This is a genomic window from Rhizobium sp. CF080 (genome assembly GCF_000282095.2).
Lineage (GTDB): Bacteria > Pseudomonadota > Alphaproteobacteria > Rhizobiales > Rhizobiaceae > Neorhizobium.
This window is the reverse complement of record NZ_AKKC02000004.1, coordinates 886,068-910,872: the sequence shown is the minus strand read 5'-3', so window position 1 is coordinate 910,872 and position 24,805 is coordinate 886,068. Positions and strand designations below refer to the sequence as shown.

22 protein-coding genes are annotated in these 24,805 nt (G+C 63.4%); 16 read left to right on the top strand and 6 right to left on the bottom strand.

The features are described 5' to 3' along the window. The first annotated feature begins 25 nt into the window (after nucleotides 1–25). From PMI07_RS11360 to PMI07_RS11285, 16 genes are all read left to right on the top strand, one after another. Complete coding sequence (locus tag PMI07_RS11360) at nucleotides 26–1,006, top strand: ABC transporter permease (RefSeq protein WP_007768272.1); 981 nt, start codon at nucleotides 26–28, stop codon at nucleotides 1,004–1,006. A 5-nt stretch (nucleotides 1,007–1,011) separates the two neighbouring features. After that, complete coding sequence (locus PMI07_RS11355; protein ID WP_007768275.1) at nucleotides 1,012–1,857, top strand: ABC transporter permease; 846 nt, start codon at nucleotides 1,012–1,014, stop codon at nucleotides 1,855–1,857. A 47-nt stretch (nucleotides 1,858–1,904) separates the two neighbouring features. Beyond that, nucleotides 1,905–2,849 carry a succinylglutamate desuccinylase/aspartoacylase family protein gene (locus tag PMI07_RS11350; RefSeq protein WP_007768280.1) on the top strand — a complete coding sequence of 315 codons (945 nt, stop codon included), beginning with the start codon at nucleotides 1,905–1,907 and terminating at the stop codon, nucleotides 2,847–2,849. Nucleotides 2,850–2,906: 57 nt separating this feature from the next. Then, the gene (locus PMI07_RS11345; protein WP_024163745.1) at nucleotides 2,907–3,884 is read left to right on the top strand and encodes an ABC transporter ATP-binding protein; all 978 of its coding nucleotides are present in this window, start codon (nucleotides 2,907–2,909) and stop codon (nucleotides 3,882–3,884) included. Next, nucleotides 3,877–4,851, top strand: a complete 975-nt coding sequence (locus tag PMI07_RS11340; protein ID WP_007760651.1) for an oligopeptide/dipeptide ABC transporter ATP-binding protein — start codon at nucleotides 3,877–3,879, stop codon at nucleotides 4,849–4,851. Before PMI07_RS11345 ends, PMI07_RS11340 begins: the two co-directional genes overlap by 8 nt. Nucleotides 4,852–4,863: 12 nt before the next feature. Beyond that, nucleotides 4,864–5,349 (top strand): GAF domain-containing protein, encoded by a 486-nt coding sequence (locus PMI07_RS11335; RefSeq protein WP_007760648.1) that lies wholly within the window; start codon nucleotides 4,864–4,866, stop codon nucleotides 5,347–5,349. A gap of 14 nt (nucleotides 5,350–5,363) precedes the next feature. Continuing rightward, nucleotides 5,364–6,593, top strand: coding sequence for an amidohydrolase family protein (locus tag PMI07_RS11330; protein ID WP_007760646.1), 1,230 nt, complete (start codon nucleotides 5,364–5,366; stop codon nucleotides 6,591–6,593). A 5-nt stretch (nucleotides 6,594–6,598) separates the two neighbouring features. Beyond that, nucleotides 6,599–7,786, top strand: a complete 1,188-nt coding sequence (locus PMI07_RS11325; protein WP_007760643.1) for a hypothetical protein — start codon at nucleotides 6,599–6,601, stop codon at nucleotides 7,784–7,786. A gap of 155 nt (nucleotides 7,787–7,941) precedes the next feature. Then, nucleotides 7,942–8,826, top strand: coding sequence for an AraC family transcriptional regulator (locus tag PMI07_RS11320; protein ID WP_007760641.1), 885 nt, complete (start codon nucleotides 7,942–7,944; stop codon nucleotides 8,824–8,826). Nucleotides 8,827–8,989: 163 nt separating this feature from the next. Further along, complete coding sequence (locus PMI07_RS11315) at nucleotides 8,990–11,146, top strand: TonB-dependent siderophore receptor (protein WP_051484120.1); 2,157 nt, start codon at nucleotides 8,990–8,992, stop codon at nucleotides 11,144–11,146. Between the two features lie 64 nt (nucleotides 11,147–11,210). Further along, nucleotides 11,211–12,095 carry an iron-siderophore ABC transporter substrate-binding protein gene (locus PMI07_RS11310; RefSeq protein WP_007760628.1) on the top strand — a complete coding sequence of 295 codons (885 nt, stop codon included), beginning with the start codon at nucleotides 11,211–11,213 and terminating at the stop codon, nucleotides 12,093–12,095. A 13-nt stretch (nucleotides 12,096–12,108) separates the two neighbouring features. Further along, on the top strand, nucleotides 12,109–14,079 hold the full coding sequence (gene fhuB / locus PMI07_RS11305; protein ID WP_024163744.1) for a Fe(3+)-hydroxamate ABC transporter permease FhuB: 1,971 nt from the start codon (nucleotides 12,109–12,111) through the stop codon (nucleotides 14,077–14,079). A 293-nt stretch (nucleotides 14,080–14,372) separates the two neighbouring features. Further along, nucleotides 14,373–14,876 (top strand): sigma-70 family RNA polymerase sigma factor, encoded by a 504-nt coding sequence (locus PMI07_RS11300; RefSeq protein WP_007769158.1) that lies wholly within the window; start codon nucleotides 14,373–14,375, stop codon nucleotides 14,874–14,876. Between the two features lie 67 nt (nucleotides 14,877–14,943). Further along, a complete protein-coding gene (locus tag PMI07_RS11295) occupies nucleotides 14,944–15,936 on the top strand; it encodes a FecR family protein (RefSeq protein WP_007769155.1) in 993 nt (330 codons plus the stop codon). A 157-nt stretch (nucleotides 15,937–16,093) separates the two neighbouring features. Next, entirely contained in the window at nucleotides 16,094–18,649 is a 2,556-nt protein-coding gene (locus tag PMI07_RS11290; protein WP_024163743.1) for a TonB-dependent receptor, read from the top strand. Nucleotides 18,650–19,269: 620 nt separating this feature from the next. Next, the gene (locus PMI07_RS11285; RefSeq protein ID WP_007760748.1) at nucleotides 19,270–20,049 is read left to right on the top strand and encodes a siderophore-interacting protein; all 780 of its coding nucleotides are present in this window, start codon (nucleotides 19,270–19,272) and stop codon (nucleotides 20,047–20,049) included. A 72-nt stretch (nucleotides 20,050–20,121) separates the two neighbouring features. On the opposite strand, the gene PMI07_RS11280 is transcribed toward PMI07_RS11285, so the two are convergent. The 6 genes from PMI07_RS11280 to PMI07_RS11255 all read right to left on the bottom strand — a co-directional run bounded on the left by PMI07_RS11280 (nucleotide 20,122) and on the right by PMI07_RS11255 (nucleotide 24,679). Continuing rightward, nucleotides 20,122–20,976, bottom strand: a complete 855-nt coding sequence (locus PMI07_RS11280; protein ID WP_024163742.1) for a fumarylacetoacetate hydrolase family protein — start codon at nucleotides 20,974–20,976, stop codon at nucleotides 20,122–20,124. Nucleotides 20,977–21,016: 40 nt separating this feature from the next. Then, on the bottom strand, nucleotides 21,017–21,433 hold the full coding sequence (locus PMI07_RS11275) for a nuclear transport factor 2 family protein (protein ID WP_007767809.1): 417 nt from the start codon (nucleotides 21,431–21,433) through the stop codon (nucleotides 21,017–21,019). Next, nucleotides 21,417–22,199 carry an SDR family oxidoreductase gene (locus tag PMI07_RS11270; RefSeq protein ID WP_007767810.1) on the bottom strand — a complete coding sequence of 261 codons (783 nt, stop codon included), beginning with the start codon at nucleotides 22,197–22,199 and terminating at the stop codon, nucleotides 21,417–21,419. The genes PMI07_RS11275 and PMI07_RS11270 overlap by 17 nt, the downstream gene beginning before the upstream one ends. Nucleotides 22,200–22,234: 35 nt before the next feature. Beyond that, nucleotides 22,235–22,963 (bottom strand): dienelactone hydrolase family protein, encoded by a 729-nt coding sequence (locus tag PMI07_RS11265; protein ID WP_007767813.1) that lies wholly within the window; start codon nucleotides 22,961–22,963, stop codon nucleotides 22,235–22,237. Nucleotides 22,964–23,115: 152 nt separating this feature from the next. Further along, complete coding sequence (locus PMI07_RS11260) at nucleotides 23,116–23,973, bottom strand: IclR family transcriptional regulator (protein ID WP_007767816.1); 858 nt, start codon at nucleotides 23,971–23,973, stop codon at nucleotides 23,116–23,118. 1 nt (nucleotide 23,974) lies between these two features. After that, nucleotides 23,975–24,679, bottom strand: coding sequence for a GntR family transcriptional regulator (locus PMI07_RS11255; RefSeq protein ID WP_024163741.1), 705 nt, complete (start codon nucleotides 24,677–24,679; stop codon nucleotides 23,975–23,977). Nucleotides 24,680–24,805 lie beyond the last annotated feature (126 nt).

Genomic DNA, 24,805 nt, shown 5'->3' with positions numbered 1-24,805 from the left:
CGGCACAGCCAAGGGGAGCCGCCCCATGCTAGCCTATATCGTCCGCCGTCTGCTGCTGCTCATCCCGATGGCGGCCGGCATGGTCGTCGTCACCTTCGGCCTGTTGCTGCTGATCCCCGGCGATCCGGCCTCCGTCCTGCTTGGCCAGGAGGCGTCGGCGGAAGCGATCAACAACCTGCGCAACGCGCTCGGCCTCAACGATCCCTGGTATGTCCGCCTCGGCGCCTATTTCGCCCGCCTGCTGCAGGGCGACATGGGCCGCTCGATCTTCCAGAATCAGGCGGTGTCGGAAATCGTCGCCGGTCGGCTGGGCGCGACCATCGAGCTTGCGGTTGTCGCACTGATCCTTGCCTGTCTCGTCGGCATCTCGCTCGGGGTGCTGGCTGCCACGAGACAAGGCTCGATCGTCGATACCGTATCGATGATTTTCGCCCAGCTTGGGGTTTCGATGCCGGTCTACTGGCTCGGCCTGCTGCTGATGCTGCTCTTTGCCGTGACGCTCGGCTGGCTTCCGGCAATCGGCCGCGGTGCGCCCTTCCCCGAAGCGCTCTGGGCCGCTCTGACCGGTCGGCCGCAGGTTCTCATCGACAGTTTCGCGCATATTCTTTTGCCGGCAGTGGCACTTGCGGCGAACTCCGCCGCGATCATCTCACGGCTCGTGCGCACGGCGATGCTCGAAGTGCTGCGTGAGGACTTCGTCCGCACCGCCTATGCCAAGGGCCTGCGCCGCCAGCGCGTCATCCTTCGCCATGCATTCCGCAACGCACTCCTCCCGGTGCTGAGCGTCGTCGGCCTGCGTTTCGGCGCCCTGCTCGGCGGCGCGGTGCTGACCGAAACCATCTTCGCCTGGCCGGGCCTCGGTCAACTGACCATCACGGCGATCTCGCAGCGCGACCTGCCGCTCATCCAGGGCATCGTGCTCACCTTCGCGATCATCTTCGCGCTGGTGAACCTCGTCGTCGATCTTCTCTATGCGGTCGTCGATCCGCGCATCCGTTTGGGTTGAGGCTCATGAGATTATCCAGGCGTTTCCGCAATATCTCCCTGATCCTCGGCATGTCGATCGTGCTGGCGATCGTCATCTGCGCCGTCTTTGCGCCCTATCTGTCGGCGCATGGCATCGAGCAGATGGACATGCGCAACCGCTTCTCCGGCCCGACGCTCACCCACTGGCTCGGCACCGACAATTTCGGGCGGGACCTTTGGACGAGGCTGATCTACGGCGCACGCGTTTCGCTGACCATCGCCTGCATCTCGGTCACGGCGTCGGCTCTCATCGGCACGACGGTTGGGCTCGCCGCCGGCTATTTCGGCGGCTGGACGGACCTGATCCTGATGCGGATCACCGACATCTTCCTGGGCTTTCCGGCGATCGTGCTCGCACTCGCCATCGTCGCGGTGCTCGGCCCCGGCATCGTCAACGTGGCGATTGCCATCATCGTGGTCGCATGGACGGAATATGCACGCGTGGTTCGCGCGACGACGCTGGTCCTGCGCGAGCAGAACTATGTGCAGGCCGCGAGGGCGCTCGGCGCCCATCCGGTCCGCATCCTCGTCAAGGAAATCCTGCCCAATGCGATAGGGCCGATCATCGTGCTCGCCTCGCTCGGCTTCGGCACCGCGATCATCTCGGAATCGGCGCTCAGCTTCCTCGGTTTCGGCCTGCCGCCGCCGGCGCCGACCTGGGGCTGGACGCTCGCCTACGGGACACGCTTCATGCGGGACGAGCCGTGGCTGGCAATCATAGCGGGCGCCACGATCATGGTGACGGTGCTCGGTTTCAACCTGCTCGGCGACGGCCTGCGCGATGTGCTCGACCCGCGGCATCTCTCGCGCTCTGCGGGCAAGAAGAAATAACCAAACCCTCAGGATCAAGACGACAACGACACTGAAAGGAAACATCCATGGTCAAGTCGATCAACAAGCTTCGTCCCAAATTCACCACCCACGCGGACGGCAGCGACGCGGTGATCTTCATGCACGAACTGGTGGGCGAACAGGACGGCCCGACCGTCGGGATTTCCGCCTCCATCCACGGCAACGAAAACACCGGCTCGCAGGCGATCCTGGAACTCTACCGCATCATCAAGGACATGCCGCTCAAGGGCCGCATCATTCTCCTGCCGGTCGCCAACCCGCGTTCCTTCGCCGTCAACCATCGTCACAATCCGCTCGACCAGCTGAACCTCAACCGCGAATTCCCCGGCGATCCGCGCGGTACCTACAGCCAGCAGCTCGCCGATGCGCTGGCACACGAGTTCTACGCCAAGATCGACTACAATCTCGACCTGCATTCCGGCACGGACCGGCCGACCGTCGACTATGTCTACATCTGGAATGACGAGCCGCTGTCGCGTGCCTTCGGTTCGAAGATCCTTTATCGCCCCATGGCCGGAAAGGCCGGTACGGTCTATTCCGGCACCAGCAAATCCGTTTCGATGGACCGCCATGGCACCAAGGTCGTGACGATCGAACTCGGCGGGGGCATCGTCGACCAAACCCCCTATGTCGAGCTCACCGTCGCTGGCCTGATGAACCAGCTTCGCCTGATCGGCTCGATCGACGGCGAAGTGAAGCCCAATCCGAAACAGGTCGTGGTCACCGAACTCGTCGGTATCCGCCCGAAGCATGGCGGCTGGCTGGAGCCGCTTTCTCCGGCGAATGGCGAGATCATCAAGGGCGGCTCGCTGCTCGGCCGCGTCGTCAGCCCCTACGACTTCGAGACGATCGAGGAAATCCCCACGCCCTTCGAAACCGGCATCATGGTCATGCAGCACCTGACCCGCAACCTCGTCGAGGCGGGCGATTATGGCTTCATGGTCGGCAATATCGAAGGGTCCACCGACTGATCGGATCCCTCCGGCAGATGGAATGAACGGATGCAAGATCGAGCCATGGAAAAGACGATGGAACCGGCGCTTGCCGTCAGCGACCTGAATGTCGAGATCCTCGGGGAGAACGGGGCTTTTCCCGTCGTCTCGGAGATGAGCCTTTCGGTGCGCCCGGGCGAGACGGTCTGCATCGTCGGCGAAAGCGGCTGCGGCAAATCGATGACCGCGTTGTCGCTGCTGCGCCTCCTGCCCGACGGCGCCCGCGTCGCATCCGGTTCGATCAGGATCCATGGCGAGGACTTTCTCGCCATGGATCGACGCAAGGTCGAGGATTTCCGCGGCGACAAGATCGCCATGATCTTCCAGGAACCGCTATCGGCGCTGAACCCGGTGCTGACGATCGGCGAACAGATCGCTGAATCCGTCCGCCAGCATCGAAGGCTTGGGCGACGCGAGGCCTTTGCGCGCGCCGTCAAATGCCTGGAACTGGTCCAGATGCCGGACCCCGAACGCCGCGCCCGGCAATATCCCCATGAACTCTCCGGCGGCATGCGGCAGCGCGCGATGATTGCTCTGGCGCTTGCCTGCGAGCCGAAGATCATCATCGCCGATGAGCCGACAACGGCCCTCGACGTCACCGTGCAGGCGCAGATTCTCGGACTGATTTCCGACCTGCAGAAGCGGCTCGGCACCGCCCAGATCCTGATCACCCACGATCTCGGCGTGGTTGCCGAAATCGCCGACCGCGTCATCGTCATGTATGCCGGCCGGCGGGTGGAGGAATGCAGCGTCTACGAACTCTTCGAAAACCCGATCCATCCCTATACGATCGGCCTGATGGGCGCCGTCCCCCATCGGGACAGGAGCAAAGCCGCCCCGGAACGGCTGACGGATATTCCCGGCACCGTGCCGCCGCTCTGGGACCTGCCGAAGGGCTGCGCCTTTGCGCCCCGCTGTCCCGGCGCCTCGGCCCGCTGCCTGGAGGAACGCCCACCCTTCATCGAAAAGAAACCCGGTCATTTTGCCGCCTGCTGGGAGCATGACAATGCCTGATGCTGCGGCCCCTCTCCTCTCCGTTGAGAACCTCAAGGTGCATTTTGCCATCCGCTCCGGCGTCTTCCAGCGGCAGGTCGGCGAGGTGAAGGCCGTCGACGGCGTTTCCTTCTCGATCGGTCCGGGCGAAACGCTCGGCCTTGTCGGCGAAAGCGGCTGCGGCAAGTCGACCACCGGGCTCGCCCTCATGGGCCTCGTGAAGGCCACGGACGGCCACATCGCCATGCAGGGAGCCGAGGACGTCACGCAAATGCGGAGCATCCCGCGATCCTACCGCCGCCGCATGCAGATCATCTTCCAGGATCCTTTCTCCTCGCTCAACCCGCGCCAGCGGGTGCGCGACATCATCCGTGCGCCGCTCGATATCCATGGCATCGGCGCGACCGAGGAACGGCGGGCCGAGGTCGCCAAGCTCATGTCGCTGGTGGGTTTGAGGCCCGACCAGGCCGACAATTTCCCGCACCAGTTCTCCGGCGGCCAGCGCCAGAGGATCGGCATTGCCCGGGCGCTGGCCCTGAAGCCCGACATCATCGTCTGCGACGAGCCGGTTTCTGCACTCGACGTGTCCGTACAGGCACAGATCCTCAACCTGCTCGCCGACCTGCAGAAGGAACTCGGCCTTTCCTACCTGTTCATTTCGCATGATCTCGGCGTGGTCGAACACGTCTCGCACCGGGTCGCCGTCATGTATCTCGGCAAGATCGTCGAGACCGGGTCGAAAGAGGCGATCTTCACGAAACCCCTTCACCCCTATTCGGAACTGTTGCTGCGCTCGGCGCCGGCACATGATCCGCGCCAGCGTCACAAGTTCAGCGCCGTCAGCGACGACATTCCGAGCGCCACGCGAAAACCTGCGGGCTGCGCCTTCCACACCCGTTGCCCCCTCGCGACCGATATCTGCCGCCAAATCGAACCGCGGCTGGAACGGAAGGCCGACGGCCATTCCGTTGCCTGCCATCACCGATAGAGGAGTTTCACGATGATCGAGGACCTGATCGGGCTTCTGGCAGAACCTGGCCAGCCAAACTTCTTCTACGATGCGCTGGACGCCGCTCTCGCCAGGCACGTTGGCCACCGCCTGCTGACGCTGCTCTACACGGATGGCGACGAGGTGGCGCGCGTCTATTCGAACATGCCGGACGTCTATCCCGTCTTCGGCCGCAAGCCGATGGGCCTCACGCCCTGGGGCGATCTGGTGCTGCGCCGGCAGCAACCCTTTCTCGGCCGCGACCGAGAGGCCATCAAATGGGCCTTCTTCGATCACGAGCTGATCGCCAGCATCGGCCTCAATGCGGCGATCAACATCCCGGTCGTCTATGACGGCGAAACAATCGGCACGATCAACCTGCTGCACGAGGAATTCTTCTACGAGGAAACGCATGTCGAGATCGCCAGGAAATTCGCTCCGCTGCTGATCCCCGCCTTCCTCGAAGCCCGCCGCGCCGGCAGTGCGCCGAGAGATTGAAAAGGAACAAGACCGTGACCTCCTATCTCTTCGAAAACGCCCGCATTGTCGACGGAACCAGCCCTCAGGCGAGCGAGCCGGTCTCGGTGCTCGTCGAGGGCGACCTGATCCGCGAGGTTTCGCCCTCCATCAACAGTGCCGGCGCGCAGCGGATCAACCTTGCCGGCAAGGTGCTGATGCCGGGCCTGATCGACGCCCATGTGCATGTCATCGCCGGCATGGCGAACCTCGGCCAGAACGCGAAACTTCCGGATCCGATCGTCACCGTGCGCGCCTTCAAGATCATGGGCGACATGCTGATGCGCGGCTTCACCACGGTCCGTGATTTGGGCGGCGCGACCTCCGGCCTGCTGGCCGCCGCGCAGGAGGCGCCCTGGCCAACACCCCGGCTCAATATCTGCGGCAAGGCGCTCTCGCAATCCGGCGGCCATACGGACTATCGCGGCCCCTATGACGACACGCCGACGCCGAAGACCGGCCATACGCTCGGCAATCTCGGGCGCATCTGCGACGGGGTGCCAGAAGTCCGCAAGGCCGCCCGCGAAGAACTGAAATCGGGAGCCCATTTCATCAAGGTCATGGCGAATGGCGGCATCGCCTCGCCGACCGACCCGATCCACTTTCTCGGCTTCTCGCGGGAAGAGCTGGTCGCCGCCGTCGAGGAGGCGGAGAATGCCGGCACCTATGTCGCGGCGCATCTCTATACCGACAAGGCGATCCAGCGGGCGATCGAATGCGGGATCCATTCACTGGAACACTGCAACCTGATTCGCCCGCAGACCGCCAAGCTCGCCGTCGAAAACGGCTGCATCTCCGTGCCGACGCTCGTCACTTACGAGAAGCTCGGCGTCGAGGGGCCGGCGCTCGGCCTGCCGCCCGCCTCTGTCGCCAAAGTCGATTCCGTGCGGCTGGCCGGCATGGAATCGCTCTCGATCATGCGCGACGCCGGCTTGCCGATGGCTTACGGCACCGACCTGCTCGGTGAAATGCACCGTCATCAGTCAGAGGAATTCGTGATCCGCACACGCGTCCTGCCCGCCCATGAGGTCATCGCCTCCGCAACGCATGTCGCAGCAAAACTGCTCAGGATGGAGGGCAGGATCGGATGCATCGCACCGGGCGCCTTCGCTGACCTGGTCGTGGTCGATGGCAATCCGCTCGACGACATGTCGCTGCTCACACATCAGGGCGCCCATATGCCGATCATCGTCCGGGGCGGGATTTTCGTGAAAAATCAGGGGTAACGTGGATGGAATTGGGAAGAGAGATGGCGGCGATAACGGCAGGTCTCGACCTGCTCTATCGCAGTCGCAATGGCAATGCCGGTATCCTCGATGCCGAAGGCTTGATACCGGTCGCCGTCGCCGAAGTTTCGCCGCGTCCATTCGGCACCTACGAGGAGGCGGAGAGCGCACTCCTATCCTTGCGCGACCGCCTCGGGCAAGCGGAAAACGCACTGCGTCGGGACTGGCTCGACGAGATGTCGGATTCACTGCTCGCCCTGATCACCACCTTCCGCGGCGATACGATCAGCTTTGCCGAAAGACTGGAACGACAGATCCGCGTCGATGTGCGCGATATCCCCGAAGAGATCATCGCGAGCTATCACAAGGGGATCCGCGAGGCATTGGACGAACTCGGCTTCCGCGGCGGGAACCTCTCGGAAGATCTTGCGCGCTGGGAGGAGCGTGCACGAATACCTGCCGACAAAGTGCTGGACGTGCTGGCGGACTTTCAGCGTCAGGCGCGGGCGCGATGCGGGGCTCTCGCAACCGCGCTGAAGGCTGACTGGCTCGGTGGCGAATGGCTCAAGCCGATCGGTCAGCGGAATGTCCCGTATTCGGCCTATTGCGATTTCCCCGAAAGGCGGTTGCTGCTCAATGTCGATTTTCCCTACACGGCGTTCAGCCTCAAGCACCTGGCGGTGCACGAAGCTTTTCCGGGCCATCTCGTTCATCTGAAACTGCGCGAGAGGCGCGTGGCGGAAGGCCTCATGCCGCTCGATGCGGCTCAGGTCGTCACGAGTTCGGCGAGTTCGGCCATTTTCGAAGGCATCGCCGACAACGGCCTGCAGTTTCTCGACTGGATCGAAACGCCCGAGGATCATCTCGGCCACCTGCTGCAGCGTCTTCGTTCGGCGCTCCGGTGCCGCGCCGCCTGGCAGGTGCTCGGTGAAGGCAGGCCGTTCGATGCGGTCGCACCGGATATCGCGGCGGCCTCCCTGCAGTCTCCCGACGTCACCCGATCCCGCCTCGCCTTTCTTCGTCACGGCCTGCGTGCACCCTTCGTATACGCATACTGGTGCGGAGAAATGGCCGTCGATTCGGCCTGGTCGAAGACGGCGGTTGAAGAAAGGGATGAATTTTGGGGCAACCTTTACGGCAACATGCACACACCGGGTACATTGGCGAAACACTGGAATAGTGGCCGGTCTTGACGGGATTCGAACCTTCGCCGGAGGATCGGCATCAGGCCGGCGATAGATGTACGTACGGAGATCGGGATGACGGGGCACCGACCCCGCCGGCGGGATTGATGCGCCGCATCAAAGTTGATAAAATCATGCAGGTTTAGCTTTTTCAGGATAACTGCATGACCTTCCAGCCGCGGATGCAGAACAGGATCGAGGGTTTTTCGGTCATCGGCGGGCTGAAGCGCCGTTACTGGAACGGTATCACCGCCGACCTCTGGGATGTGGAATGCGCGCCCTATGCGGGCGGCCACTACGTGGCGCGGGATCCACGACTGTTCATCCTGCTCGACCAGCGCGGCCACGGACGTCCTATCGTCAAGCTTTCGCCGAAATCCCGCGGCGCGCCACAGGACAGCAGTCAGAGCCCGATCTCCTACATTCCCGCCGACATGGACCTGTGGATGGATATTGCCGACGTGCAGTATGTGCGCCACCTCGATATCCACTTCGACGCGGACATCCTCGGCCGCCGGCTGATGGAAGACATCAACCCAAAAAAGCTCAAAGACCCCCAGCTGCTGTTCTCCGACCAGCGCGTCATGGCGCTGGCCGAATTGATCGCCGCCGAGATTTCCAATCCGGAGCCGCTGCATGATCTCTATGGGGACGGGCTCGCTCTGGCGCTCGTCATCGATGTCCTGAAGATGGTGAAGGCACCGCCCCGGCGGCGGGGAACGCTGGCAGTCTCGCAGCTGCGGCGCGCTACGGATTTCATCACCGAAAACTGCATGCGCAATATCCGCCTGCAGGAACTCGCCGACCTGACGGGCCTGTCGCCATCGCATTTCAGCCATTCGTTCAAGGCATCGACCGGGATGGCGCCCCACGACTGGCAGATGAATGCCCGGCTGGAACGTGCAAAAGCTTTGCTGGTGTCGGACCTCTATCCGTTGACCGAAGTCGCCGCCGAAACCGGCTTCTCGGACCAGGCGCATTTCACCAAGGTCTTCCGCAAACATGTGGGGACCACCCCGGCCCGCTGGCGGAAGGCCAGGCAGCAGTGATGCATTTTTGCAAATATTTGCTCACTCATTTTGAAATTGCCCAAAAACGTCCAATTGTCGCCGATCGAACCAAGCCGAAACTTTAAATATGAGTTAACTGCTCACCTTATCGTAATGCCGCTTCCTGCAAGCGGCGAAGAAGTCCGTGTGAGTGGGGCCTGGAATGAACAAGAGAGAAACAGCCTTGGGGGCAAGGCTCGGATTGCGTGCAGGTGTGGCGCTTATCGCCCTTTGCAGCGCCTGGACGGCTCATGCCCAGGACGCCGATACGACGTTGGCGCCGATCGTCATTCGTGGCGAGGGCGAAGGCGACGGAACCGGCCCGGTCAAAGGTTATGTCGCGAGGCAGTCGACGACCGGTTCCAAGACCGATACGCCGCTCAAGGAAATCCCGCAGTCCGTGTCGGTCATTGGCCGGGAGGAAATGGACGACCGCGGCGCCGTTAGCAAGATCGACCAGGTTCTCCTCTATACGCCCGGCGTGTTTGGCCAGCCCTACGGCTCGGACCCCGACACCGACTGGATCTATGTTCGCGGATTCAATGCTTCGCAGACGGGCGTGTTCTTCGACAGCCTCGCGCTCACCAGTCACGCCTATGGCGGCTTCCAGCTCGATCCGTTCATGCTGGAGCGCGTCGAGGTCCTCAAGGGACCGGCCTCCGTCCTGCTCGGCGGCGCCAATGCCGGTGGCGTCGTCAACCTGATCCGCAAGCGCCCGACCGACGAGCCCTACTACTACACCGAGACCGGCATCAACACGAACGGCAACGCCTACTTCGGCTTCGACCTTTCCGACAAGATCACCCCCGACGGCACCTTCAGCTATCGCCTGACCGGCAAGATCGCCGGCGGCGACAACTATACCGACTACAGCGAGGACCTGCGCGGCTTTATCATGCCGCAGTTTACCTTCTCGCCGGACGCGGGCACCAGCCTGACGGTCTGGGCCTATATCAGCGGCCTCGACCAGGTCCACACAACCAACGGCCTGCTGCCATATAACGGCACAGTCGTCAGTAACCCGTTCTTCGGCACGATCCCGCGTGACCAGTTCCTCGGCGAACCGGATTTCGACAACGGCACGGTCGTCCAGAAAATGGTCGGCTACGAATTCAAACACGAGTTCGAAGGCGGTTGGAAATTCACCCAGAACCTTCGCTACGGCCATTTGTTCAAGCATGAGAAATATGTCTACCCATTCGACTTCGACCAGACGGATGACGTGGTAGGCCGCTACGGCGAAGACATTACCTCGACCGCCAATGCCTTCAATGTCGACAACCGGATCGAAAACGAGTTCGAATTCGGGGGCGCCTCGCATAAGATCATGGCTGGCCTGGACTACCGTTATTATCGGCTGCATACAGACCAGCTCGCAACCCCCTTCCCACTCTTTCCGGACTCGTTCGATCCCAACAATCCGGTCTATGGCTCGCCGATCACTCTCGCCCGCAACCTGAACCAGGTCTACACGCTCAACCAGGTCGGCATTTACGCGCAGGACCAGATCAAGTTCGGTGACGGCTGGATCGCCACGTTCAACGGCCGCTACGACTACGTTCATAACGAGATCGAAGATCTCATGCCGGGAGGAACGGAGAACTATTCCAGCAACGACCGCGCCTGGAGCGGCCGCGCGGGCCTGGCATACGAGTTCGATAACGGCCTGACGCCCTATGTCAGCGCCGCGACCTTCTTCAGCCCGATCGTTGGCCTGACGGGCGGCGCTGCGCCGAAACCGGAGGAAGGCTACCAGTTCGAGGCCGGCGTCAAATACGAGCCTACCTGGCTCGACGGCAGCCTGACGGCCTCCGTCTTCGACATCACGAAACAGAACTACACGATCACCACCGGCCCGGTAACCAGCCAGCTCGGCGAAGTCCGCTCGCGGGGTGTCGAAGTGGAAGGCAAGGTCAATCTGGATCAGAACTGGAAGGTCATCGCGGCAGCGTCCTATACGGATATCGAAATCACCAAGGACGATCCCACGCTGATCGGGAAGACGCCCAATGTCGTGCCTGACGTTCTTGGCTCGCTCTGGCTCGACTACACCGTCACGGCAGGGCCGTTGGAAGGGCTCGGCTTCGGCGCCGGCGTCCGTTATCGCGGCAAATCCTGGGCGGACAATGCGAACACCCTGCGCGTTCCGGATGCGACCGTCTTCGACGCGGCGATCCGTTACGAGAAGAACGACTGGAAGGCGTCCCTGAACGTCACCAACCTGTTCGACAAGGAATATGTCGCAGGCTGCAACACCCAGTATTTTTGCGGCTACGGCGAGGCACGCACCGTCAATTTCAAGATCAGCAAGGTCTGGTAATTTGACAATCTGAGACAAGTTTTGCAGGAAGGCCCGTTTCGGGCCTTCCTGTGCCTTGGGAGACATGTCGAGAGTGCAGCAATTCACCCGCAGAACCGTGCTTTCAGCCGCCGCCGTCTTGGCGGCGGCGCGCGTTCCGCGGGCGCAGGAAGCGGGACCGCGGGTTGCCACGCTGGACTGGGCACTCCTCGAAACGCTGCTTGCGATCGGCGCCAATGTCGTGGCGGCGACCGAGCTTCGCCAGTTCCGCCAGGTTGCGATCAAGCCCGATGTGCCGGAGGGCGTCGCCGATCTCGGCCTGCGCGGCACGCCGAATTTCGAGGTGCTGCGTTTCGCCCGCCCGGACCTGATCCTCAACTCGAATTTCTACGCCTGGGCCGATCCGCTGATGAGCCGTATCGCGCCGGTCGAAAGCCATCCGATCTACAAACCCGGCGAAAGTCCTTACCTCCTTGCCGAACAGGCGACGCTGGCGATCGGCGAGCGGCTGCAGCGGCCGGCGGCCGGCAGGATGGTCGAGGAGCTCGCTGCCCGGCTCGATCGCTACAAGAACCTCTTCGCCAGGGGTGACGGCCGCCCCGTCCTGCCGATCAACCTTGGCGATGCGCGCCATTACCGGGTCTTCGGTTCCGACAGCATGTTCGGCGAGGTGCTGAAGCGCGTCGGGCTTGCCAATGCGTGGACGGGCGCGACCAGTTATTCGGCCATGGCGCCGATGGGCATCGAGACGCTGGCTTCCATGCCCGACGCCTGGATCGTCCTCATTCCTCCGCATCCGCAGGATGCCTTTGAAGCGCTGGCCGAAAGCGCTTTTTGGAAGGCCCTGCCCGCAGTGCGGGAAAATCGCGTGCTGGCGGTCGGATCGATCAATCCCTATGGGGCTCTGCCGGCCGCAAGCCGGTTTGCCGATTTCCTGGCGGAAGGGTTTTCCCGTGTCCGGAACGGTTAGCCTTCATACGCCCATGCGCACGGGCCTGCCCCATCTTCTCCCTGCCGCCGCGCTCGGCATCGCCTGCATTGTCTCGTTCACTCTGCTTCTGGCGTTTCGCCCGCACGTCCCCGGGGAGCCAGGGACTGCCGCGGTGCTCGATGCAATCCTGCTGTGGAACAGCCTTCTGCCGCGCGCTGCGATCGCTTTGATCGCCGGCGCAGCGCTCGGTCTTGCCGGCGCGCTGCTGCAACGGGTGCTGCGCAATCCGATTGCCGATGCCTCGACCCTCGGCATTGCGTCCGGTGCGGAACTGGCGCAGACGCTCGGCCTCGGTTTTTTACCGCTTCTCACCGGCATCTCCCGCGAACTGCTTGCCTTTGCCGGAGGTTTTACCGCGGTGGCGATCGTGCTGGCGCTGAGCTGGCGGCGCGGGCTCGATCCGGTCACGGTGGCGATCTCCGGCATGATCGTCAGCCTGATCGCGGCTTCGCTCAGTGTGACGCTGGTTCTGGCGCGCGGCGAATACGCCATGTCGATCCATATCTGGGGAGCAGGCGCGCTCAACCAGCAGGACTGGAGTGGCGTCATCTCGCTCGCGCCGCGGCTGGCGGCGGGCATCCTCGCCGCGGCACTCCTGCTGCGGCCGCTGAATGTCCTGGCGCTTGACGATTCCAGTGCCAGAAGCCTGGGCGTCGCGCTGCATGGGGTCCGGTTTTCGATCCTCGTCCTCGCCGTCTGGCTGTCCGCCTCGGTCACGGCAACGGTCGGCATCATCGGCTTCCTGGGGCTTGCGGCACCCACCATGGCCAGGTTCTGCGGCGCGCGCACAACCGGACAGGTGATGATGGCCGCTCCTCTCGCAGGCGCCGCGGTGCTTTTCCTCGCAGATTGCCTGACCCAGCTGCTGGGGCCGGGTTTTTCCGATCTCGTGCCGACAGGTGCCGCAACCGCTCTGCTCGGCGGACCGCTGCTTCTCCTGCTCCTGCCGCGCGTCCACGGGTTTTCTGCGGTGACCGCAACGGCCGATGCCGCCTTACGGCAGCTTCGAAAGCCTGCTGCCGCGCTGTCGCTTCTGGCAGCGGCCCTTGCCATCATCTTCGCCCTCGTCCTAACGCTAAGCCCGACGGATAAGGGCTGGAGCGTTGCACTCGGCCCGCTCTTTTCCGAACTTCTGCCCTTCCGCCTGCCGCGTATCCTGGCAGCCGGCGGTGCCGGGGCCATGCTCGGAGCAGCCGGCTTCATCATGCAACGCGTGACCGGCAACCCGATCGCCAGCCCCGAAGTGCTTGGTGTTTCGAGCGGCGGCGGTGCCGGCTTGACGGTCGCTCTCTTCCTGTTCGGATTCCCGTCACCTGCAATCATGCTTCTCGGCATGGCGCTCGGCTCGCTTGCCGCGTTCCTGGTGATGATCGCGATTGCGGGCCGCTCCGGGTTTTCGGCCGAACGGCTGCTGCTTGCCGGCATCGCCATCAGCGCCTTCTGCATGGCGATCGTCAGCATGGTGCTCGCCCAGGGCGACATGCGCAGCTATATCCTGCTCACCTGGATGTCCGGATCGACCAATCGCGCCGGCGCCTTCGAAGCCTGGACGGCGATGATCACGCTCGTGGTGTTGACGGCGCCGCTTTTCCTGATGATCCGCTGGCTCACCATCCTGCCGCTCGGCACGGGTGTTTCCCGCAGCATCGGCCTTCGCGTCCTGCCGTCCCGCCTTGTGCTCGCCGTCCTTGCGGCATTGATGACGGCGATCTCCTCGTTTCTCGTTGGTCCCTTGAGCCTGGCAGGACTGATCGCGCCGCATCTCGCCCGGCTGATCGGTTTCCAGAAGCCGCACCATCAGCTTGCCGCAGCAATCCTGATCGGCGCAGGCGTGCTCGTGATGGCCGACTGGCTGTCGCGGGTCGTCATCTATCCCTATCAGGTGCCGGTCGGCCTCTTCGCGGCGCTGATCGGCGGGCCCTATCTTCTCTGGCTGCTTGGAGGGAAGGAACGATCCGCATGATGGCAGAACGCTTCACGCTGTCCGGCATTGCCGTTCTAGCGTCGGCTCCTGCTGCGTGGCACAATTGCAACATTTTGCGTTTAAATCACCGAAACTCTCGCTCGCCGTGACCGCCTCCACGGCATGCCGAAGCCACACGGAGTCCAACAAAATCAACACATAACATGACTTCTTTTGTCATGTATTCTACTGCCTGCCAAGATAGTCTGGAACGGCTCTAAATCTCCGCATTTGCAGTGGCTTACACAATTCACTAGGCAGGCAAGGTGACCTATCGTCGAACCTCATGCCTCATGACCGCAAGATCCGAAGAAGTCTCCAAGCTCTATGTCGATCGGTCCGCCCAGCTCGAAAGGCAGGTGAAACGGAAGGTCGGTTCCTTTGCCGCCCGCGACATCGTCCATGACGTCTTCCTGCGCCTGTGGGAAAGGGCGACGGAGCAGAGCGGCAACCCCCACGCCTTTCTCAACCGCTGCGCCCGAAACGCATCGATCGACTACCTCCGTTCGGAAAAGGTGCGCACCGCCTTCTTCATCGGCCTGACCCAGGAACAGTATGCTGCGCCGGTGGCCTCTCCCCATGACGTCCTCGTCGCCCGACAGGGCATCGGCAGGATAGACGAGGCGCTGGCACGCCTGCCGAAGCAGACACGGCATGTCTTCCTGCTCAACCGGATCCACGGTAAGACCTTCGTCGAGATCGCCCCCGCAATGGGCATATCGGAGCGCATGGTGGCCAAGCACATGGCCCGGGCCGTCGCGGCCTGCGAGGCCGCCTTGATGGATGGCTCCGCCTGATGCGGCTTCGATGCGGCGACCGTAAGATGATTGTCCTCGGCCACGCATTCGAGGGCCGGCCCTGCTCATGACGGAACAGCAAACGGTGTCGCAGACGCATGACGAGATCAGGGAACAGGCCAGAAACTGGCTCGTCTGTCTGCTCGGCAATCCGAGCGAGGCCAACAGACGGGAATTCGAGACCTGGCGCGATGCCGACCCCGCCCACGCCGAGGCCTTCGGCAGGATCGCCGATCTCTGGGACGAAACGGAGCAGCCGGGCCAGAGGCTGGCACGCGAGGAGGCCGATGAGCTCGCGGTCTATCTCAAGGCCATGGAGCGCGCCGGCAAGCAGCGCAGGACCGGGCGACGGCTGACCGTCGTCAGCATCGTCCTCGCGGCGATGGTGGCCGGGGCCGTCGCGTTTGAAAGCCCCGGGCTCTTGCGGACCTTCGAGGCGGACTATGTCGCCGACCGGGGCCAGCGGCGGGCGGTAACGCTGCCTGACGGTTCGAAGGTCCTGCTGGACGCGGACAGCGCGCTTGCCGAGGATTACAGGCCGGGCGAGCGCCGTGTCCGGTTGCTGGGCGGTGCGGCCTTCTTCGACGTGGTGCCCGGCGCCGCTCCCTTCATCGTCTCCGCCGCCGGTGGGGAAATCAAGGTCCTCGGCACAGGCTTCGACGTCCGGCTGGTCGACGACGGCGGCATCGTCACGCTCGATCACGGCAAGGTGGCCGTCACGCACGACACGTCACCGGGGGAAACGATCCTGATGCCGGGCGAGCAGGTGCATTTCGGGCAGGCCGGCATCGGTCCCGTGCAGGCGGTCAACCTCGACGATGCCCTCGCATGGCGGGAGGGCCGGTTCATCTTCTACCGGGCCCGGCTGGGCGATGTCCTGAAGGAGATCGAGCGTTACCGGCGCGGCCGCATCATCGTCGTGTCTCCGTCGCTTTCCGACGAAAGAGTAACGGGTAGCCTTCCGCTTGCCGATCCGGAAGCAGCGCTTGCGTCCCTGCAGGCAAGCGTCGGCTTCCGGCTGCTCGGAGCCGGCCGGTGGTTGACGGTCATCGCGCCATAAAACCGGATATAATCCATATTTTTCAATTGCTTGCAATTTTTTTAAGAAAATTGGCGGCGCGCCGGTTCAGTGAGTGGGCATCTCGAACGTGAAGAATGTGAGGACGCGCAGGGGTGACGCGCGTGCCTGCATGTTTTGCGCACAAGGGGATGTTGCAATGAGTAAATGGAAGGGGCCGGCTCGCCTGGCATTTCTGGTGGCCGCCGTGCTTGCGGTCGCGGAAGGAAATCCGAGGGTTTCCCATGCCCAGCAATCGGCGGCAGCGAGACAATATGACTTCGACATTCCTTCGACGCCGATTGCCAAGGCGGTGAACGATATCGCCCGGATTGCCGGCCTTGCCGTCGTCTACCGCGAAAACAACCCGATCGCCGGGGTCGGCAGGCCGGTGAAGGGCAGGATGTCGCCGGAACAGGCGCTTGCCCAGCTCCTTTCGGGAACCGGCGTACAGTATCAGTTCAGCAATGCCACCACGGTCGCGATCTTCGCCGCCTCCGGATCAGAAGCCGCTTCGGGCGACACCATTCTCGCCCCGATCACGCTCAAGCGCGGCAGGCTGCGCTGGGACGGCGGCGGAGACGGCGTCTATGAAACGCCCGGCTCCGTCGCCTTCATTTCCGAGGAGCAGATCGATCGCTACCGCGGGACGGCGCCGGCCGACATGCTCAAGAACACGGCAGGCGTCCTCTCGGGAGAAAGCCGCAACAGCGGCAGCCTCGATGTCAACATCCGCGGCATGCAGGGGCAAGGCCGCGTGCCGGTGACCGTGGACGGCACCATCAACTCCACCTCAGTCTATCGCGGCTATCAAGGCGTCGGCAACCGGACCTTCGTTGATCCCGACTTCATCGGCGGCGTCAATATCGAGAAAGGCGCATCGAGCGGGCCGGCCGGCGCCGGCGCGATCGGCGGCCTGGTGGAAATGCGCACGATCAATGCGGACGACATCGTCAAAGACGGGAACATCTTCGGGCTGCGGATCAAGGGCGATGCCGCGGGGAATACGACGTCATACGGCAAGGGCACCCAGCGCAGCATGCTGCAGCCCAACAACGGCATCCTGACCGACATCGAGCGGCCCGACTTTCTCGACACCACCGCAGGGTCGGGAAGCATTGTCGGTGCCATGAAGACGGAATATCTCGATCTGCTGGCAGGCTATTCGCGCCGCAGGTTCGGAAACTACCATGCGGGCTCCAACGGAGACGACGCGCCGCAGGAAACATCAGCCCCGGCCTCCTGCAGCGTGACGCCAGCCGATTGCGCACCCTATGTCGGCTGGTACACGCCCGGCATCACCCGTTACCTGCCGGGTGAGGAAGTCCTCAACACGTCCGAGAACACCGAGTCGTCCATGGGCAAGGCGACCGTCCACCTCGACGATCACGAGATTGAATTCAACGCATCGCGCTACCGGAGTGAATACGGCGAAACCTATCCGCAGAACATTCAGCCCGGCATCGACACGATCTATGCCCAGTCACTTTCGAACGTCGACCTGAAACGCTATGGGGTCCGTTATCACTACGACCCGGAAAGCGAGCTGGTCGACCTGCGGGCCTCCGTCTGGAAAACCGACCTTGTCGAACAGACGCCGATCTCAGGCGGCTATCTGGGGGATGTGAAGTGGGTGAAGACCACCGGCGCGGATATTTCCAACATCTCGCGCTTCGCCACCAGTTTCGGCGACCTGTCCTTCCAGTACGGAGGCGCCTATCTCGAAGAGGCGACAGGTCCTGAAGAAGAGATCTGGAACGGCATTCCGTCCAGGGAGGGCGAACGGACCGAAAAAAGCCTGTTCATCCGGGCCAACTGGAAGCCTCTCGACTGGCTGGCCCTCGACGGCGGACTGCGTTACCAGAGCTACGAGATCGCCGATCTTTCGCAGTTCTACGGCCAGAGCCAGCGCGACGGAACGACAGACGGCTTCAACCTCGGCGTGACGGTCGAACCCTTCCAGGGCATCAGCGTCTTCGGTCGTTATTTCGATGCGTCCCGCCTTCCGTCCCTGATGGAAGGAACACGCGGCTTCCTCCTGAGCGCAGACCCCGGGCTCGGTCCGGAAACCGCGCACAATTTCGAACTCGGCGTCAACGTCAACCGTCAAGGCCTCCTGACATCCGACGACCGGCTGGGCGTCAAGCTCGCCTATTTCCACAATGACATCCACGACTATATCAGCCGCCGCTACAACACCTCGACCTTCTCGATGCGGATCTACAACATCGACAGGGCGAAATTCGAGGGGCTGGAACTGTCGGCGCATTACGAGACAGGCACGTTCACGGCCGATCTTTCGGCAAACTACTACACCAATGTCGAGTTTTGCCGCACGGCGGATACCTGCGTGGACAGTTCGCTGGCCGCCGACTATGCGACCAATCAGGTTCCGCCGGAATATTCGCTGGTCGCGACCTTGAGCAAGTCTTTCTTCGACGAAAAGCTGACGGTGAGCGGCCGGATCAGCCATATCGGCCCGCGGGCGGCGGACGCCGAAACTCCCGGCGGCGGCGGATCGAGCTTCATCCGCGCCATGCCATGGAACCCCTATACGCTCATCGACGTCTTCGCGAGCTACAAGGTCGGTGATCATATGACGCTCGACCTCGGCATCGAGAACCTGACGGATGTCTACTACATCGAGCCGCTGAGCTTCGGTCTGGTTCCCTCTCCGGGCCGAACCTTCAAGCTTGGCCTGACGGCGACTTTCTAGAGCGTGGGCGAGGCCATTTGCGGAAGCCGGCCGCGCCGTAAAGCGTGCGGCAGGCGGGCGCCGTTCTTATCAGCGCAAACATAGATCGTCTGGTGGATATACGAATCACCAGTAGCAAACCATGATGGCGGTGCGGGAAGACCCCCACCATCAGCAATGGTCCCGCCTTGCGACTGGAGTCCGGAATCCAGTCGCTTGCCTCAATCGCGTTACACCGCAGAGCTAACTCTGGCGGGCTAGCAAGGGATGCCATTTTATTGGTATTTCGACTTTCTGGAACGCAAGCCATATTGCGGATCATCGTGGACACCTCGCCCGCCCTCCGGCGACGCTTCGTTCCCGGATTTGATCTCGCGAAGGCCCGATCGTTACGCAATCTGACGCTCAAGCCGACCGACTGTCACGCCGAACGGACTCCAAAAAAGCGCATCTTCCACTTGGTGGACATTGGCGTTCAGAATCCACGAAACCATTGCCTGTGCCCTTCGTATTCAAGTATGTAACTGTCACCTTTGTGACTGCGTGAGGCAGACCGTGGAGGTCAAGCTACTCGACGCGATGATCGGGCTGCGCGGGTCCCATCCGGCGGACCGAGCGCCGAATTCCATGAAAGGACACAGATGAACGATCTTTCGACGCAAGCCCTGGCGGCAACGGCCTCCTTGCCGCAGATCGAGCGGGTGCGCCACGAAATCAAGCGGCGCGAACTGACTGTCACCAGCGTTGACCACGTCACCCCGCAAATGCTGCGCATCACGCTGACCGGCGAGGATCTGGCGGATTTCGTCAGCGCCGGGGCGGACGACCACGTCAAGATTTTCCTGCCCGTGGCGGTCGGCGAACCGGAACGGCGCGATTACACGCCGCGCCGTTATGACAATCAGGCCCGCTCGCTGGTGCTGGACTTCGCGGTTCACGAAGCCGGCCCGGCGACCCAATGGGCGATTGATGCAAAGCCGGGAGACAAGCTCTCCGTTGGCGGGCCCCGCGGCTCGGCCGTCATTTCCGGGATCAGGCGCTGGATCCTCATCGGCGACGAAACCGCCCTCCCCGCAATGGGCCGCCGCATCGAGGAAACCGGACAAGGCGTTTCGATCGTCAGCATCGGCATGGTCGCCGGGCCCGAGGAAGAACAGGTCTTCGAAACCCGGGCCAATCTCGAGACGATCTGGGTGCATCGGCCGCTTTCCCGGGCGACGGACGCTTCCGGCGTGATCGCGGCGCTCGAAAGGGTGACGCTGGAGCCGGAAACCTTCGTCTGGATCGCAGCCGAGGCTTCGGTCGCGCGCGCGGTCAAGACCCACCTGCTCGAAAAACGCGGCTTCCCGCTCGGCTGGATCAAGGCCTCCGGCTACTGGGCGAAGGGCAAGGCGGACGCCCACGAGACGATCGGCGACTGAGGGACCTCACCAAAACGCAAAACCGCGCTGCCCGGACCCGGCGGCGCGGTTTGCTGTTTCTGCCCGGCATTGTTATTCCGCAGCCGCCTTTTCCGCGACGACGCGGTTCTCGATATGACCGAGCCCGGTAATTTCCATCCGGACGACATCGCCCGGCACCAGGAAGCGTCCGGTGGGCGCGCCGATGCCGGACGGCGTGCCGGTCGCCAGGATATCGCCCGGCTCCAGGGTCATGATCGTCGAGAGATAGGCGATCTGCTCGTAGATATTGTAGATCATGCCATCGGTCAGTTCTTGCTGACGGACGTCTCCATTGACCATCGACATCATTTCGAGCGCCAGCGGATCGGCGATCTCGTCGTCGGTGGTGATCCACGGGCCGGTCGGGCCATGGGTGTCGAAGGACTTGCCGAGCGTGAAGGTGGCGTGCTGCCAGTCGCGCACCGAGACGTCGTTGACGATCAGGTAACCGGCGATGACGGAGCGAGCGTCCTCCTTCGTCACATGCCGGCAGCGGCGGCCGATGACGACGCCGAGTTCGACCTCGTAATCCATCTTTTCCGATACGGACGGCTTGGTGACCGTGCCGAACGGGCCGTTGAGGCAGGAAACCTGCTTGTTGAACCAGAGCTGGCTGGTCGGAATGGGGATGCCGGCGGCCCGCGCCTCTTCCGCATGTTTTCGGTAGTTCATGCCGATGCCGAGGAATTTCTGCGGGTCGCCGACCGGCGCTTCCAGCGTGACCGTCGAAAGCGGCAAGGCCGGAGCCGTCGCGGCTTCCAGCGCCGGACGGAGGCCGTCAAGATCGGCGAGCAGCTGCCGCATCGAGGACCCGACGCCTTCGATCCCCGACAGGTCGACGACATTCTCCTCCACGACCTTGCCGATGCGCGTGCGGCCGCCCTCGGTGAAACGAGCCAGCTTCATGATGGTATTCCTCCTCGATTGAATATCCGGATGCTGCCGCTCATGTCGAGCCCGGCGCCTTGCGGAAAAGGGTGAGCTGCGAAAGCACGATCTGCCATCCCGGTTCGCCCCGGCGCATGACGATCGTCGAAAACCCTTCCAGATCGACATTCTCGCCGGTTTCGGGCGAGCGCACGCCGTTGACCGTCGATCCGGTGACGAGGGCGATAGGTCCATCGACGCGGATATCCAGCGGCCCGCGCTTGATCGACCGGAACCCGCCCATGCGCTGCACATGCGCGATGAACTGCCGCTTGTCGTGCACCATGCCGGTGCTGTGGACATGGATCAGGTCGTCGGCGAGAAGCCATTCCAGCGCAGGAACGTCCAGCGAGGTCAGCGCACGCTGGCGGGCCTTTTCCGTCTCCTCGATCTCCGCGATGTCGTCGTCACGCGGATTTTCAGATGAGGCCGTCATAGGAGCCCCCATCCAGTTGCAGGTTCTGGCCGGAGATGAAACTTGCCTGGGCACTGCAGAGATAGGCGCAGGCATCACCGAATTCCTCCGGCCGACCGAAACGCTTGGCGGCGATGGTCTCGACGCTGCGCCGGCGCGCCTCGTCCCGGTCGATGCCATGCTGCTTCATCAGCCGCTGCGCCATGAATTCCTGGCGCGGTGTGTCGATGCGTTCGGGCAGGATATTGTTGATCGTCACGTTGTCGGCGACGACCGACCGGCTGATCGCCTTGCTGATCGCCGTCAGGCCAGCGCGGGCCGAGGTCGACAGGCCCATCATGTAATGCGGCGATTTCACCATGGCCGAGGTGATGTTGACGATCCGGCCGAAACGCCGCGCCTGCATGCCGGGAATATAGGCCCGCATCAGTTGGATGGCCGGCAGGAAATTGGCGCCGACCGCGCCGAGGATCGCCGCCTCGTCCCAGTCCTCAAGCCCGCCCGGCGGCGGACCCGCATTGTTCGTCACCAGAATGTCGACATCGGGCCTGGCGGCGAGGATCGCGGCGCGTCCTTCGGTCGTCGTCAGGTCGGCGGCGATGAAATCCACCGCCGCGCCCTCGATTTCGGCCCGGAGACCCGCGGCGACGGTTTCGAGCTTGGCCGCATCCCGCCCGTTCAGCGTCACGGAAACCCCTTCGCGCGCCAGCGACCTGGCGCAGGCAAGGCCCAACCCCTGCGACGAGGCGCATATCAGCGCCGTGCGCCCCTTGATCCCGAGATCCATCCCGTTTCCTCTTCCCTGTTCCAATCCCCAGCCCTTCAGCCGGCGAAGACTTCCTCGAAAAACGACCGCATGGCGTTCCAGGACCGGCGATCGGCCCGTGCGTCATAGGCGGCGAAAGGCGGCATGCCCGGCCGGTCCGGTTCGGTGAACGCATGTTTGGCATGGCTGTAGAGATCGGCCTCCCAGCGGATGCCGGCCCCGGTCATGGCATGCTGGACCCGGTCGAGATCGGCAGGCTTTGCCATCGGGTCCTCGGCGCCGGTGCAGATCAGCACGGCGGTCCCGCGACCGGCGGAAGACCAGTCGTCGGCGACGAGATCGAGCCCCCCGTGAAAGCTGACGACGCCCTGCAATCTGCCGGCCGTGCGGACATGCTCAAGAACCGTCGCCCCACCGAAGCAATAACCGACGGCCCCGATCCGCGCCTCATCGACGCCCGGCTGGGATGCCAGAGCCACGCGCGCCGCCTCGAAGCGTCCCATCCAGAGACCCCGGTCGCCGGCGAACCGGCCAAGCATCGGGCCGATGTCAGCCGGATTGGTCAGCAGCCGGCGGTCGCCCCAGAGATCGATTGCCAGCACCGCATAACCAAGTGCCGCAATGCGTTCCGCGCAGCCGATGACGTGCTCGTTCAGCCCGCCGGCGCCATGCACCACCAGCACGCCCGGCCGTGACCGGCCATCGTTCGCCGGTGACCGGAAGGCCCCGACCATGCGTACGCCGTCATGGAAATATTCGATGTCCTGCCTCTGCAACTGCGTCATGCCTCACCCGGATGCTCCGGTGCGGGTCAGATGCTGCGACCGGTTCACCCCACCATTTCGCGAGCCGGGTCCCGGCGCAACGAAGCAGTCGGCCTTTGTTCACATTGCGAAAAGTCGGCTGACATGACCTCCCCCGCCCATCCGCAAACCGTTCAGGCGACCTTCGCCTTCTCCGTCAGGCTGCGCGAAATATCCTGGGCGGCGGCGCGCAGCATCGGCACCAGCCGGGGAATGCGCGAGGCGGGCAGGCGGTGATGCGGGGCGATGATGCTGATTGCCGCGACGGGCGCGCCGACCATGTTGAGCACCGGCACCGAAATCACCCGGTTCTCGCTGGCGGTGACGCTGTCGGCGCAGAGGTAACCGCGATTGCGCGCCTCCCGCATGCCCTCAAGTATGATGCCGGCATTGCACTGATAGGCGTCGAAACGAGGCGCATTCGTGGTCAGCACCTCGTCCACCTTCCGCTCCGGCATGAAGGCGAGCATCGTGCGGCCCGCGATGCTGACGCCGAGCGGACGCCGGGCGCCGATCGACAACCTTACCGTCTGCGACGGGAAAGCGCCGATCCGCCGGTCGGCGTAGATCGTGTCGTGCCGGCTTGCGACCGCGAGAAACACCGGGTCGCCGATCGCCTTGGAAAGCCCGTCGAGAACGGGAGCGGCCGCCGCATTGATCGGGAAGCGGTCGGTCGCGGCAAGCCCGAGCCAGGCCGCTTCCGCGCCCACCGTATAGCGGCGCGAGCCATGCACCCGTTCGACCACACCTTCCTCTTCCAGTGCCTTGAGGATGCGGTGGGTGGTGGGATGCGAAAGATCCAGTGCCGCGGCGATATCGACGAGCTTCAGGCCGTGTCGCGAACCGCTTGCGAGAAGGCGCATGACGCCAAGCGAGCGGTGGATGCACTGGGTGCCGGATTCGTCGCGGCGGGTACTGCGCTTCGGCGCCGGATCGTTGGCGGCCATTTCCATGTCATCGAGTTCGAAGTCGTCTGGCTTGGAATAGGGCATGTCAGTTCTCCTCCAACTGTTTCTTGAGAGCCCCGCGCCCGGACCGCGCTTCTCCGAGCAGGTCCGCGCCGGAAGACAGCAGGATTTCCGCCGTCGTGTTCAGGTGTTCGGTGAGAGCCGCACAGGCGCGCTCGGCATCCCGCGACAGCGTGAGTTCCAGGATGGTCCGGTGCTCGGCCTCGACATTGCGGCCACCGCGCGCCTGCGGCAGGATCATCCGGCGATAGCGTTCGGCCTGCATGTAGAGCGCCTCGCGCAGCCGCAGCCACCAGACGGAATCGCAGGCCGCGATGAGATCGTCATGGAATTGCCCATGCAGCTTCACCCATTCGGGATTGGCATGCCCGCCGCCGACCGCCTGGGTACGCGACAGCTGATGCCAGGTGCCCAGCAGCCTGCCCTCCCATTCGATCGAGCCCAGCTCGATCGAATGCCTGAGGCAACGGGTCTCGATATCGATACGAACGGCCGTCAGATCGAGAAGGTCGCCGGCCGAAACCGGCGCGACCACGAACCCGCGTTGCGGCTGGGCAATCACCAGCCGGTCCGAGGTGAGCCGCGACAATGCCTCGCGCACCGCGCCGGGATTGACGCTGAAGCGCTCGGCGATCTGGTCGATCGCAAGCTTGGCTCCCGGCGCGTGGACACCGTCCAGCAGCTCGGTCTTCAGCGTCTCGTAAACTTCCGCCGTCTTGCTGTTTGCCATGCGCGCCTCCACGGCCAAGCTCTAGCATAAAACCGAGGAAACGAAAGAAAAAAGATTTTATTTGTAAAATAGATTTTTTCCGATAAATGTCGGCGACCGCGATGGCAGCAACGCCATCGTCGCGGC

Bases quoted from the DNA above. Each gene is read 5' to 3' on its own strand.
- PMI07_RS11310 (WP_007760628.1), top strand. From the start codon at position 11,211: ATGTCGAGAGTGCAGCAATTCACCCGCAGAACCGTGCTTTCAGCCGCC.
- PMI07_RS11340 (WP_007760651.1), top strand. From the start codon at position 3,877: ATGCCTGATGCTGCGGCCCCTCTCCTCTCCGTTGAGAACCTCAAGGTG.
- PMI07_RS11355 (WP_007768275.1), top strand. From the start codon at position 1,012: ATGAGATTATCCAGGCGTTTCCGCAATATCTCCCTGATCCTCGGCATG.
- PMI07_RS11345 (WP_024163745.1), top strand. From the start codon at position 2,907: ATGGAACCGGCGCTTGCCGTCAGCGACCTGAATGTCGAGATCCTCGGG.
- PMI07_RS11265 (WP_007767813.1), bottom strand. From the start codon at position 22,963: ATGACGCAGTTGCAGAGGCAGGACATCGAATATTTCCATGACGGCGTA.
- PMI07_RS11290 (WP_024163743.1), top strand. From the start codon at position 16,094: ATGAGTAAATGGAAGGGGCCGGCTCGCCTGGCATTTCTGGTGGCCGCC.
- PMI07_RS11300 (WP_007769158.1), top strand. From the start codon at position 14,373: ATGACCGCAAGATCCGAAGAAGTCTCCAAGCTCTATGTCGATCGGTCC.
- PMI07_RS11350 (WP_007768280.1), top strand. From the start codon at position 1,905: ATGGTCAAGTCGATCAACAAGCTTCGTCCCAAATTCACCACCCACGCG.
- PMI07_RS11360 (WP_007768272.1), top strand. From the start codon at position 26: ATGCTAGCCTATATCGTCCGCCGTCTGCTGCTGCTCATCCCGATGGCG.
- PMI07_RS11270 (WP_007767810.1), bottom strand. From the start codon at position 22,199: ATGGATCTCGGGATCAAGGGGCGCACGGCGCTGATATGCGCCTCGTCG.
- PMI07_RS11335 (WP_007760648.1), top strand. From the start codon at position 4,864: ATGATCGAGGACCTGATCGGGCTTCTGGCAGAACCTGGCCAGCCAAAC.
- PMI07_RS11275 (WP_007767809.1), bottom strand. From the start codon at position 21,433: ATGACGGCCTCATCTGAAAATCCGCGTGACGACGACATCGCGGAGATC.
- PMI07_RS11315 (WP_051484120.1), top strand. From the start codon at position 8,990: ATGAACAAGAGAGAAACAGCCTTGGGGGCAAGGCTCGGATTGCGTGCA.
- PMI07_RS11260 (WP_007767816.1), bottom strand. From the start codon at position 23,973: ATGCCCTATTCCAAGCCAGACGACTTCGAACTCGATGACATGGAAATG.
- PMI07_RS11320 (WP_007760641.1), top strand. From the start codon at position 7,942: ATGACCTTCCAGCCGCGGATGCAGAACAGGATCGAGGGTTTTTCGGTC.
- PMI07_RS11325 (WP_007760643.1), top strand. From the start codon at position 6,599: ATGGAATTGGGAAGAGAGATGGCGGCGATAACGGCAGGTCTCGACCTG.
- PMI07_RS11295 (WP_007769155.1), top strand. From the start codon at position 14,944: ATGACGGAACAGCAAACGGTGTCGCAGACGCATGACGAGATCAGGGAA.
- fhuB (WP_024163744.1), top strand. From the start codon at position 12,109: ATGCGCACGGGCCTGCCCCATCTTCTCCCTGCCGCCGCGCTCGGCATC.
- PMI07_RS11255 (WP_024163741.1), bottom strand. From the start codon at position 24,679: ATGGCAAACAGCAAGACGGCGGAAGTTTACGAGACGCTGAAGACCGAG.
- PMI07_RS11280 (WP_024163742.1), bottom strand. From the start codon at position 20,976: ATGAAGCTGGCTCGTTTCACCGAGGGCGGCCGCACGCGCATCGGCAAG.
- PMI07_RS11285 (WP_007760748.1), top strand. From the start codon at position 19,270: ATGAACGATCTTTCGACGCAAGCCCTGGCGGCAACGGCCTCCTTGCCG.